Source organism: Ruegeria sp. BB7 (assembly GCF_056539365.1).
Window position 1 is genome coordinate 18,628 of sequence record NZ_JBQFUV010000018.1, and the last position, 12,252, is coordinate 30,879.

Sequence of the window (12,252 nt, forward strand, 5' to 3'; positions counted from 1 at the left end):
GTATGAAGAAATTTGTGATGGCCGGTCTGGCCGGAACCGTGGCAGGTATAATTGCAACCACTCAGATCGCTGGCCCGTTGCTGGCGCAAGAGGCTGAGAGGAAGGCGGATGTCTATCAGCAGCTGGACCTGTTCGGGGATATTTTTGAACGCATTCGCGCGCAATACGTAGAAGAGGTAGAGCCGGAAGAACTGATCGAGGCGGCGATTGATGGCATGCTGACTTCGCTGGACCCGCATTCCAGCTATCTGTCGCCCGATGATGCCGAACAGATGCGTGTCCAGACACGCGGAGAATTTGGTGGCCTTGGCATCGAAGTCACGCAGGAAGAAGGCTTTGTGAAAGTTGTTTCACCGATTGATGGAACCCCAGCTGATGAGGCGGGGATCGAAGCCGGAGATTTCATCACTCATGTCGATGGAGAGAGCATTCTTGGTCTGACGTTGGACAAAGCGGTCGATCTGATGCGTGGCCCTGTCGGGTCCGAGATCGTTATCACCGTCGTGCGCGAGGGCGAGCAGGAACCTTTTGATGTGACCATCATCCGCGACACGATCAAACTGACCGCCGTGCGCGCTCGCACCGAAGGCACCAGTGTGGTTCTGCGCGTGACTACATTCAACGATCAGACATTCCCCAACCTTCAGGAAGGTTTGAATGAGCAGATCGAAGAGGTTGGCGGCATCGACAAGGTCAACGGTTTTGTTCTGGACCTGCGCAACAATCCGGGCGGCTTGCTGACGCAAGCGATCAAGGTGTCAGATGCATTCCTGAATGAAGGTGAAATTGTCTCGACCCGTGGTCGCGATCCAAGTGAAGGTGAACGTTTCAACGCAACCCCAGGCGATCTGGCAGAGGGCAAGCCAATTGTTGTTCTGATCAACGGCGGTTCTGCTTCGGCGTCTGAGATTGTTGCGGGTGCGCTTCAGGATCACCGCCGTGCAATCGTGGTTGGCACTAAGAGCTTTGGCAAAGGGTCAGTGCAGACGGTCATGCCCCTGCGCGGGGACGGCGCGATGCGCCTGACCACTTCGCGTTATTACACGCCATCGGGCCGTTCGATCCAAGCGCTTGGCGTCAGCCCCGACATCATTGTGGAACAACCGCGAGCAACGCCGGATACGGAAGAGGAAGACACGAACCGCCCAGCCCGATCCGAGGCAGACCTGCGCGGAAGCCTAAACAATGACAGTCTCAGTGAAGATGAGATTCGTCAGATCGAGGAAGATCGCGCTCGGGCTGAAGCCACTGCAGAACTACGGGAAGAGGATTATCAGCTGGCCTATGCCATCGACATCCTCAAAGGTTTGTCGGCCTTCAACCCGAACGGGCCGTCGCAGTAACAAAGAATGGGCCGCCTATAAGGGCGGCCCTTTTTCTTTGGGGGAATAGCTTCGCAAGCTAGCGAAGGATGCTCTAGTGTTCGCTATTGGCGGAGTTTGAGCCGCCAGCGGGGTCACCTACTTTCGTTCTGTGACCGACGGAACACTCGTTTGAGCATGTCGAGTTCGGCACGTAGAAGCCCGACCTCGGCCCGCAGATCATCTGTCGCAGGCGTACCCGCGATAATGGTAAAATCACCAAGCTTATCCGCCGTAGCCGTATCAATGATCACAAAACAATGAACACCGTCGGACAAAGCTGAAACCGGAACCGGGATACTGAGTAACCATCCGTCTTTCGCTGGTGACACGCGCACATCTTCCAGCGCTGCCCCCAAATATTGCACTTTGACCGCCGGTTCAGATTCCGCTTGCAAATGCGCCTGCCAAAGACCGTTTTCAAAGCAGATGGGTGTCAATGTCGGTTGCGTCATGGCCAGAACTCTCACAAATCGGCGCGGTGGTGGCGGCAGAAGGTCAGATCGCGCATCTTGACGCGGTTCATTCGTGGGTTTTCCAAGATCAGGTCCAGCCAGATCTTTTCAAGGCGCGCCTCATTCAAAGGCAAATGCGCCAGATCAAAATCTATCGAGCAGGATTGGCTTGAAAGGTCTAGCTTCCGCAGAACTTGCTCGGTGTTCGGTCCGTGTTGAATGTTTAGGCGAGCAAAGACCTCAAGAGACAGCTCAGCTTCAATTAGTGCATCCACACGCACCAGATGCTGTCTGGTCAAGCCCTGCGAAGCCTCTGGCGGCAACTCTACGGACAACGACAGAAAAGAACCGGAAAAGCCGAACACCTCGACTTGCAGGCCATAAGGAGCCAGATCCTTGTCACGGGTGTTACGGGTTTGTCGAACCCCTATTTCAGCCAGAGGGCAGTCATGGAACAGCGTTGCCTGCCGGTCCATCTGGGCTTTGCGCGGGGCAGAGGCCGCACCCGGGCGGGACAACGGCATGCGCCATAAATCTGGGCGCCAGCTCCAATCGGTGCTCAGAGGTTTGGGAATTTGTGTCGACCCGATTCGCGGGTGGGTCAGGCGATTGTCAGCTTCTTGGATCAACATATCCAGAAGGGTGCGAAGTTTGCGCGCATCGTCACGTTGCAGACGCAACTGCTGTTCTGGAGTTGCGTCTGCTTTACGCAGAGCCTTGCGCCAGCGTTCTATGACCCGTCGGTGATTATAGCGATCCAGCAGTTTGCCCATGGCCCTATCGTTCAAAAGTGCGCCCCTGTTTAGTCAAAGACGCGATCGAGGTTAAAGGCGTATTACCAGATTGTGAGATCAAAACTCTCAAATTCGTGAAGGCGGCAGAGTATGGGCATAGCAATCCTAAACTGTTAGGTCTGGCCATTCTTGCAATCATCCGGGTCAGTGCGTACCGTCTGACATCTGACTGCAGGGAACCACCCAAAAACTACCAAACGTTTTGAGGCAAAACCGGGGTATGGAACCTACTCTATTCGCATTCATCTGGAAACACTCGAAAAAACAACAGCTTGTGCTGCTGTTCCTGACGGTACTTTCATTTCCGTTCCTCTATGCTTCGCTTGAATTGCCCAAGCAGATCATCAACGGTGCCATTGGGGCACCAAGTAGCACGGTGGCCGTTATGGGCTTCACCGTGACGCAGGTTCAATACTTGATGATTCTGTGCTTTGCCTTTCTGGCCACCGTGATCGCCAGCGGGCTGATGAAGATGCGGATCAATACGATGAAGGGTGTCTTGGCCGAGCGTATGCTGCGCCGTCTGCGGTTCACCCTTATCAACCGCACAATGCGGTTTCCAAAGTCCTACTTTGCCACCACCAGCCAGGGTGAGCTGGTATCGATGATCACCTCCGAAGCCGAACCGATGGGCGGGTTAATGGGAGACGCCATTGCCCAGCCCGTGTTCCAGTTCGGCCAGATGATGACTATCGTCACTTTCCTGTTCATGCAGAGCGTCTGGTTCGGCCTAGCCAGCATCGCGTTGATCCCTTTGCAGGCGTGGTTGATCCCAAAGCTGCAGCGTCAGATCAACCTATTGAACAAGGAACGTATCCAGCAGGTTCGGAACCTCAGTTCTGAGATCGGGGAAAGTGCGGCGGGCATTAGCGACCTGCGAACGAATGGCGGCTGGCGCTATCGGCTGGCGCAATTCAGCCATCGGTTGGGGCGCTTGTTTGAGATCAGGTTCAAGATCTACAAAAAGAAATTTTTTATGAAGTTTCTAAACAACCTGATCACGCAGATGACGCCGTTCCTGTTCTATTCGGTCGGCGGTTATCTGGCGATCAAGGGCGAGGTGACGGTAGGTGCGCTGGTAGCGGCGCTTGGAGCCTATAAGGACCTGAGTGGCCCGTGGAAGGATCTTCTGACCTATTACAATCAGGTGCAGGACATGTCTCTGCGGTGGGAGGTTGTGACCGAACGGTTTGCGCCCTCCAACATGATCCCCGAAGAGCTGTTCGTGGGTGAGCCCAAGGTGATCCCGCGTTTGAACGGCGCGATTGAACTGCGAAACGTGACCGTACGCGACGATGACGGCAAGACCATTCTGGAAGACATCGATCTGACCATCCCTAAAGGCGCACGGGTTGCGATCCAATCCAACCATGCCTCGGAACGCAATGCTTTGGCGCAGGTTCTGACCCGTGAAGTGCTGCCAGTGCAAGGGGATGTGATCATGGCAGGGCAAAATCTGAAAGACCTGCATCAATCGGTGATCGCCGCCCGGATCGGTTATGCCTATTCGCGGCCCTACCTTTTCAACGGAACGCTGGGTGACAACCTTTTGATGCCGCTGAGACCGCACCCTCAACGCTCAGCAGAGACCGAAACCGCGCCAAGCCGCTGGCAGATCGAGGCAGAGCGATCGGGCAACCCGACAGATTCCCTGGATGACGAATGGATCGACCCCGAACTGGCTGGGCTGGACGATATCGATGATATTCGGGCCTGGTGGTTTCAACTGGTTGAGGCGATGGGCATTGACGAGTTCATGTTGCGGCGCAATTTACGCACGCGGTTTGACCCTAAACTTCACCCTTCACTGGCGGAAGACGTCGTCAAATTGCGTGGAACTGTTGCTGAAAAGTTAAAAGAAAAGGGGCTGGATCGACATGTTCACCGTTTCGACCCAGAGCGTTTTAACCCGACCGTCCCGCTTGGGGGTAACCTGCTTTTTGCCACTCCCTCGCGGGACATAACGCCGGAATCTCTGGCCAGTGATGCGCGCTTCAAAAAACTGTTTGGAATGCATGATCTGGCCAATGACGCCATGTCGATGGCCAGCACCGTGCTCGAGACGTTGGATCAAGCTTTTGGTCGCGACGGGGCTGATCACCCGCTGTTCCTGCGCCTGGGAATGTCGAAGGAGATGTACCACAAACTGCTCGACATCAAAGACCGCCGAAATTCCAAAGGTGAGAGCGGTATCGACGACTCGGAGCGGTTCTTGTTGTTGACACTTCCTTTTCTGCTGACCGCGGAACAGATTGGCCCGGATTTTCCCGAGGAATATAAGGATAAGATCCTGTCCATCCGTAAAGATCAGGCTGAACGTCTACGTGAGGCGCTAGAGGGCATGTTTGTCCCGCTGTCCCCGGACAGCTACATCCCCCGGCTGACCGTGATGGAAAACGCGCTGTATGGTCGGATTTCTGTGACGGCCGGCGCGCATGCCGAAGAAATTGAGGACGTGGTTGCTCAGGCCATGAACGAGGCCGGGTTGCGGCGACGAGCAGCATCCACCTTGTTCGATCTGCCGACCGGGCTGGGCGGGAACAACCTGCCGACGGTGTTTCAAGAGCGCGCGTCGTTTTCCCGTGCCGGGATTAAACGGCCTGACATTCTTATTCTGGACAAAGCCCTTGCAAGTCACGATTCCGAAAGCCGCCTGCGTACTCGACTGCGCCTGCGTGAGCTGCTGCCCAACTCGATCATGATCTTCATGGAAGATCATTTTGCCCACCCCGAGGCGTATGATTTGTTCATCGAAATCAAGGATGGCCGTATCGACGGCGTCTCGCGGACACAAGCTCGTCAGGAAGGCGCGGCTTCGGATGATCTGAGCACAAAGCTGGAAATTATTTCTTCGACTGAACTGTTCTCGGGCATCGATGCACGAAACCAGCGTCTGCTGGCGTTCTCTGCACAATGGTATGAAGTGGCCGAAGGCCAAATGATCTTTTCTCAAGGTCAGGCGCCTGATGCCGCCTATCTGTGTATCAAAGGTCAGGCAAAGCTGGATTGGCCTGCCGAAGAGGGTGGCAAACGCACGATTTCGATCATCGAGCCTGGCCGCCTGATCGGTGATCTGTCAATTATTACCGGAGAACTTCGCCAACTGGATCTCACTGCGATAACAGACTGCACTTTCTTGCGTATTGGCGCAGAAGAATTGCGTGCAGTGATCGAAAGCGATGCCTCGGTGGCCGTTCAATTGCTTCAGACCGTCGCCGGGTATCTGACAACTTTGTCCAACAGGCTCAACACGGCACAAAATCCTTCTGACGTCTTCACGGACGCTCCTCAATCAATCGAAGGTGAAATCACTGATAATGCGTGATCCAGCCGCCTATTCCGCCCATGAGCGGTTGTTGCGCGAAGCCCGCGCCCGCCCAGAATTGTGGCGGCTTGTTCTTGGGTTGGTCATCATTCTCACGCTCTATATTGCGCTAAACTCCGTGCTTTTTGCCGTTGTGGGCAGGTTGCTTGCGTCGCATCGAGATCAGGGTCTGTTGCAGGCTACTTCCGCGTTTACCACATTGGTATTGCTGATTAGTTTCGGGTTTCTGACCTTGGGTGTTGCCGTTGCCGCCAGGCAATTGCAGCGTCGCTCTCTGGCCTCGATACTTGGCCCGTTTAGCCTATTCCTGCGTCAATTCTGGCAGGTGTTCCGAGCCCTTGTGATATTGGGGCTGGTGATGATGGTTCTTCCACCTTACGGCATGGGTGAGCCTCTGACCCAGAACCTTGCCCTGTCAACGTGGCTGTTGCTGTTCCCACTGTCCGCGATTGCAGTGCTGATTCAGACCAGCGCCGAAGAGGTGTTGTTTCGCGGGTATATCCAGCAGTCACTGGCCGCCAGATTCCGGTCTCCGGTAATCTGGATAGGGTTGCCTTCCGTTCTGTTCGCCGCGGGGCATTACGCGCCGGGTATCACGGGTGAAAACGCATTGCTGGTAGCTGTCTGGTCATGTGTCTTTGGCCTATTGGCTGCCGATCTGACCGCACGGGCGGGTACGCTGGGGCCAGCTATCGCTATGCATTTCATGAACAATACCATAGCTTTGCTGTTTATCTCACTACCCGAAACCCTAAGCGGCCTTGCACTGTACCTGCTACCTTTCGGCATGTCCGAGAGTGGTCTGCTGCGGCAATGGCTGTTTGTGGATTTTGCCGCGATGACCGTCAGCTGGTTAACTGCGCGTCTTGCGCTCAGGCGCTGATTGCATTTCCTTCCGTTGCGTCTTATTTGACATCAACGCCGCATAACAAGGTTCCGCCATGAACTGGATCACAAACTATGTCCGCCCCCGGATCAACTCGATCTTCTCTCGTCGTGAAGTGCCGGAAAACCTATGGCACAAGTGCGATGAATGCGGCACGATGCTGTTCCACCGTGAACTGGCAGAAAATCAAAACGTCTGTACACAATGTGATCATCATATGGCGATCACTCCACGTGAACGTTTCTCGCATCTGTTTGACGGTGGCATATTCGCCGAGGTCGACGTTCCCGCCCCAACTGCCGACCCTTTGCATTTTCGGGATCAAAAGAAATACCCGGACCGAATGAAAGCAGCCCAGAAAAAGACTGGCGAGAAAGAGGCGATGCTGGTCGCTACGGGCGAGATTGGGCGCACTCCGATAGTGGCCGCCGCTCAGGACTTCTCGTTCATGGGTGGCTCTATGGGCATGTATGTGGGCAACGCCATCATCGCTGCCGCGCAAGAAGCGGTCAAACTCAAACGCCCGCTTATTCTGTTCTCGGCTGCTGGCGGCGCGCGGATGCAAGAAGGTATCCTGAGCTTGATGCAGATGCCGCGCACCACCGTGGCCGTCGAAATGCTCAAAGAGGCAAATCTGCCCTATATCGTCGTACTGACCCACCCAACGACCGGTGGCGTGACGGCGTCATACGCGATGCTGGGTGACGTGCATATTTCCGAACCCAACGCGTTGATCTGCTTTGCAGGGCCTCGCGTGATTGAACAGACCATTCGTGAAAAATTGCCCGAGGGTTTCCAACGTGCCGAATATCTGCTGGACCACGGCATGCTTGACCGCGTGACCAGGCGTACAGAAATGCGCGACGAACTGATCACGATCACCCGCATGCTCATGAATCAGCCTCCGGCGGTCAAAGGTGATCTGCCGGCACCGAAACCGGAAGAGACCGTGGCCGAAGAACCGTCCGAGGACGCGGGCGAGAAATGACCGGCCAGTCATCCGACCTCATCCTTGATCGGATGATGGCACTGCACCCCAAGATCATTGACCTGACCTTGGATCGCGTGTGGCGTTTGCTCGCAGCTCTCGACAACCCGCAAAATAACTTGCCACCGGTGATTCACATCGCGGGAACCAATGGCAAGGGTTCGACTCAGGCGATGATCCGAGCTGGGCTGGAAGGGGCAGGGCTGTCTGCCCATGCCTATACCTCGCCGCATCTTGCGCGGTTCCACGAACGCATCCGGCTGGCTGGTGAGCTGATCTCGGAACCTGCGCTGACGGCTGTTCTTGACGAATGTTATGCCGCCAACGGTGGCGAGAACATTACCTATTTCGAGATCACCACCTGCGCTGCTCTGCTGGCTTTCGCACGCACACAGGCAAATTACACATTGCTTGAGGTTGGGCTTGGAGGCCGCCTGGACGCCACCAATGTCATTCATGAACCTGCGGTGACGGTGATTACCCCGGTTTCCATTGACCATGAGCAATTCCTTGGCAACACGCTGGGAAAGATTGCCGCTGAAAAGGCGGGCATCATCAAGCCGGGCGTCCCTTGCATCGTTGGTCCGCAACAGGATGAAGCGTTGGAGGTCATCGAATATACTGCCGCACGGCTTGGGGCTCCGTTGCTAATCCACGGCCAGCACTGGCACGTGCATGAGGAAAACGGACGTCTGGTTTATCAGGACGAAACCGGCCTGCGTGATCTGCCGATGCCAAATCTGCTGGGGGCGCATCAGATATTGAACGCGGGGGCCGCATTGGCCGTTCTGCGGCACTTGAATCTGGGTGATGACGCCTATGAGGCTGCTGTGACCAAAGCCGAATGGCCCGCCCGCATGCAACGCCTGAAAACCGGGCCGCTGGTTGAGGCCGCGCCGCAAGCTGAATTGTGGTTGGACGGCGGCCACAACGCAGCTGCCGGTGCCGCATTGGCCGATGTCCTCGCCAAACTACCGCAACGCCCTACCCATATGATTTGTGGCATGCTCAACACGAAGGACGTCACCGGCTATCTGGCCCCGCTCGCCGCACAGGCCCACAGCCTGACCGCGGTTTCAATCCCGGATGAGGCCGCCACGCTCAGTGCCGATGACACTGCCGCCGCAGCAGTGAAAGTTGATCTGCCAGCCACAACAGCTGAAAGTGTGGCCGACGCTTTGGTTGCAATCGTAGCTCAGAATCCGCAAGCCCGCATCCTGATCTGCGGCTCGCTTTACCTCGCGGGCAACATCCTTCGAGAAAACGGTTAACCCATCCGCCTATAAGGCTTCATCTGGCCTAAAATATCCCGGGGGAGCCGCCGATGGCGGCGGGGGCAGAGCCCTTATTTCCCCCAGCTCTGATCCTGCATCTCACGCAAGCGCGAGGCGGTGCGTTCAAATTCAAACGTCCCTTCGCCCTCGACATACAGCATCTCTGGCTCCGCCGCAGCCGAACAGATCAGCCGCACCTTTGCCTCGTACAAAGCGTCGATCAGAGTCACAAAGCGCTTGGCCTCGTTGAAGTTGTTTCGGGACAGACGGGGGATATCCTCCAGCACAAGGACCTTCAGTTCCTCGGCTATCGCCAGATAATCCGCGGGTCCCAACATGCGCCCGCACAGATCGTAAAACGAAGCCCGTGCAACGCCGTTCCGAAAGGCCGGTAACTCCACTGCACGGCCCTTGACCTGCAATACCAGAGGCTCTGCAGCGCCCCCTGACAGATCATGCCAGACACTGCGAATGCTCTTCCGCGCCTCTGGCCCGATAGGCGTGAAATATACAGGTGCGCCCTCCAACCGATTTTGTCGATAGTCGGTGGGTGAAACCAGCTCCCAGATTTGCAGCTGTTCTTTGATATGGGCGATGAAAGGTAGGAATAACTGACGGTTCAGCCCGTCCTTATACAAATCATCCGGGTGCCGGTTTGATGTTGTCACAACCACCACACCGCCTTCGTATAGCAGGTCGAACAGCCGGCCGACGATCATAGCATCAGTGATATCGGTGATCTGCATCTCATCAAAGGCGAGCAACTTAACCGAGTTCACAACGCCTTGCGCCACTGGGGCCAAGGCATCTTCGACACCATCCTGACGCGCCTTGTGCATACCCGCATGGATTTCTTGCATAAAGGCGTGGAAGTGTACGCGTCGCGCGGGAATGTCCTCAAGCGCATCCACGAACATATCCATCAGCATGGATTTGCCACGCCCGACACCGCCCCACAGATATAGCCCTTTGGGCGGAGGGGGGGCTTTTCGGAAAAGCCCGCGTTTGACCGGAGTAGCCAGCGCTGCGCGGATACGCTCGAAATGGGGTAAAACTGCCTCCTGCGCATCATCCCGGGTCAAGGTGCCCTCGGCAATGCGGGCGTCATAAATCGAAATTAAATCCGTCATGGACCCGAGCCATAGCGCCCGTGTTGCGCCTTGAAAAGCAACCATTTCCCAAGACACATCAAATTTCCTTATCCGTGACCGCAAATCTGCTGATTTGACCGACTGTTCAATTTCGCTAACGTCCATCGAACCAACGCCCCCGAGGTTCCCATGCCGCACTCTGTTCGCTTGCTAAACCCAATCTTGATCGTAGGATGCGTCATCATAACGGTCAGCTTTGCCGTGCGCGCCTCGTTCGGGGTCTTCCAGATTCCCATTGCCAGCGAATTTGGCTGGCTGCGGACAGATTTTTCGCTGGCAATTGCAATCCAGAATCTGGCCTGGGGGATCGGGCAGCCGATCTTTGCCGCAATGGCCGAAAAGATTGGCGACAGGAAAGCAATCATTCTGGGCGCGCTGACCTATGCTGCCGGTATGGTGCTGTCGGCTTGGTCGATCACACCGTTTGGCCATCAGATGTATGCGTGGCTGGTGGGGTTTGGCATCGCGGGCACCGGCTTTGGCGTCGTACTGGCCGTGGTTGGGCGCGCGTCTTCCGACAAAAACCGCTTAATGTCTCTGGCCATCGTTACAGCTGCAGGCAGTTTTGGTCAGGTGATTGGTGCGCCAACGGCAGAATGGTTGCTAAGCTTCCTACCTTGGCAACAGGTTTTCCTCGTCTTCGCTATTGCGATCCTGGGCCTTGTGCTGACGCTGCCCTTCATGCGCGCGCCACAACCGGTCACCAAAACCGAGCTGGAAGAAAGCATGGGTGAGATTCTAGGCCGCGCTTTCCGCGATCCCTCTTATGCGATGATTTTTCTGGGGTTCTTCAGCTGCGGCTACCAATTGGCTTTCATCACGGCCCATTTCCCCGCCTTCGTGACGGAAATGTGTGGTCCGATCCAACCCGGCGGCGTCCTGCATTCGTTGGGTATCACGACCACCTCGGCCTTGGGTGCCGTGGCGATCTCATTAGTGGGGCTGGCCAACATCTGCGGCACGTTGCTGGCCGGCTGGGCAGGCAATCACTTCCCCAAGAAATACCTGCTGGCAGTAATCTATACCGGCCGCACCTTGGCGGCAGCAATCTTTATTCTCATGCCGATCACACCAATGTCGGTTATCGTTTTTTCGATCGTCATGGGTTCGCTTTGGCTGGCCACAGTGCCGCTAACTTCTGGTCTTGTCGCGCATCTGTACGGGCTGCGGTACATGGGCACTCTGTACGGCTTTATTTTCCTAAGCCATCAGATTGGCGGTTTCCTGGGCGTTTGGCTGGGCGGGCGCATGTATGATGTCTATGGCGATTATACGATGGTCTGGTGGATTGGCGTAGCCGTTGGCGCCTTTAGCGCCGTTGTCCACCTGCCGATCCGCGAAAATCGCAGCGCGACGCCGGTTCCGGCCTGATCTAATTGGCCTCTTCCAGGGTCAGCAAACTTTCGGATACCAACCGATCCGCCCAACCTTGCGGGCCAGTAAAGTGATGCGTCTGCCAGCCGCGCGCGCGCGCCGTTTCAATGTTGTCGATCCGGTCATCGGCAAACAGCAAACTGCTGGGCGGCAGGCCACAATCGGTCTCAACCATCTCATAAATCGCGGTGTGCGGCTTTACCGTTTTCATCCGACCCGAGACGTATTGCCGGTCAAATTCATTCAGGAACGGATAGATCGTGGTGGCATAGTCGAAATTCTGTATACCAAAATTAGTCAGCGCAAAAACCGGAACTTTCTTTGCACGCAAAGCGCGCTGCAACCGAACGGAATGCGGAATTTCCGGCGTGGCCAATTCGATCCACTTATCATGCCACATACGAATTTCTTCGCGCCATTCGGGGTATTTTTCGGCCCAGTCATAGATCGTGTCGGTAAAGTGATGACCTTGATCGACCAGATCGTTCATTCCGTGCAGGTCGACCTGGGCGAACATGGCGCGACGCCGGTCTTCACCGATGACCTTGTCGTAATAGCGCTCTGGCTGCCATTCGATCAGAACGTTTCCAATATCGAAAATAACGGCTTCAATCGCCATGGGGGCCTCTATCATATCAAAATCG

At 55.8% G+C, this 12,252-nt stretch carries 10 protein-coding genes; 6 read left to right on the forward strand and 4 right to left on the reverse strand.

Annotated elements, in window-relative coordinates:
- Positions 1-2 precede the first annotated feature (2 nt).
- Positions 3-1,343 carry a S41 family peptidase gene (locus tag ACR0D7_RS17755; protein ID WP_480680212.1) on the forward strand — a complete coding sequence of 447 codons (1,341 nt, stop codon included), beginning with the start codon at positions 3-5 and terminating at the stop codon, positions 1,341-1,343.
- Positions 1,344-1,456: 113 nt separating this feature from the next.
- On the opposite strand, the gene ACR0D7_RS17760 is transcribed toward ACR0D7_RS17755, so the two are convergent.
- A complete protein-coding gene (locus tag ACR0D7_RS17760) occupies positions 1,457-1,816 on the reverse strand; it encodes a hypothetical protein (protein WP_480680213.1) in 360 nt (119 codons plus the stop codon).
- Positions 1,817-1,827: 11 nt separating this feature from the next.
- Positions 1,828-2,589 carry a DUF6478 family protein gene (locus tag ACR0D7_RS17765; RefSeq protein WP_480680214.1) on the reverse strand — a complete coding sequence of 254 codons (762 nt, stop codon included), beginning with the start codon at positions 2,587-2,589 and terminating at the stop codon, positions 1,828-1,830.
- Positions 2,590-2,830: 241 nt separating this feature from the next.
- Here ACR0D7_RS17765 and ACR0D7_RS17770 point away from each other — a divergent pair, with 241 nt between their 5' ends.
- Genes ACR0D7_RS17770 through ACR0D7_RS17785 form a run of 4 tightly spaced genes read left to right on the forward strand, consistent with a single transcriptional unit; the run spans position 2,831 to position 9,080 of the window.
- The gene (locus tag ACR0D7_RS17770; RefSeq protein WP_480680215.1) at positions 2,831-5,935 is read left to right on the forward strand and encodes an ABC transporter transmembrane domain-containing protein; all 3,105 of its coding nucleotides are present in this window, start codon (positions 2,831-2,833) and stop codon (positions 5,933-5,935) included.
- Positions 5,928-6,818 (forward strand): CPBP family intramembrane glutamic endopeptidase, encoded by an 891-nt coding sequence (locus ACR0D7_RS17775; protein ID WP_480680216.1) that lies wholly within the window; start codon positions 5,928-5,930, stop codon positions 6,816-6,818. The genes ACR0D7_RS17770 and ACR0D7_RS17775 overlap by 8 nt, the downstream gene beginning before the upstream one ends.
- Before the next feature lie 58 nt (positions 6,819-6,876).
- Complete coding sequence (gene accD, locus ACR0D7_RS17780) at positions 6,877-7,809, forward strand: acetyl-CoA carboxylase, carboxyltransferase subunit beta (protein WP_480680217.1); 933 nt, start codon at positions 6,877-6,879, stop codon at positions 7,807-7,809.
- Positions 7,806-9,080 (forward strand): bifunctional folylpolyglutamate synthase/dihydrofolate synthase, encoded by a 1,275-nt coding sequence (locus ACR0D7_RS17785; RefSeq protein WP_480680218.1) that lies wholly within the window; start codon positions 7,806-7,808, stop codon positions 9,078-9,080. Before accD ends, ACR0D7_RS17785 begins: the two co-directional genes overlap by 4 nt.
- Before the next feature lie 74 nt (positions 9,081-9,154).
- Here the strand turns inward: ACR0D7_RS17785 and zapE are convergent, their stop codons facing one another.
- Positions 9,155-10,213 (reverse strand): cell division protein ZapE, encoded by a 1,059-nt coding sequence (zapE, locus tag ACR0D7_RS17790; protein WP_480680219.1) that lies wholly within the window; start codon positions 10,211-10,213, stop codon positions 9,155-9,157.
- Positions 10,214-10,363: 150 nt separating this feature from the next.
- Between zapE and ACR0D7_RS17795 the strand changes: the two genes are divergently transcribed.
- Complete coding sequence (locus ACR0D7_RS17795) at positions 10,364-11,605, forward strand: MFS transporter (RefSeq protein ID WP_480680220.1); 1,242 nt, start codon at positions 10,364-10,366, stop codon at positions 11,603-11,605.
- A 1-nt stretch (position 11,606) separates the two neighbouring features.
- Here the strand turns inward: ACR0D7_RS17795 and ACR0D7_RS17800 are convergent, their stop codons facing one another.
- Complete coding sequence (locus tag ACR0D7_RS17800; RefSeq protein WP_480680221.1) at positions 11,607-12,227, reverse strand: HAD family hydrolase; 621 nt, start codon at positions 12,225-12,227, stop codon at positions 11,607-11,609.
- Positions 12,228-12,252 lie beyond the last annotated feature (25 nt).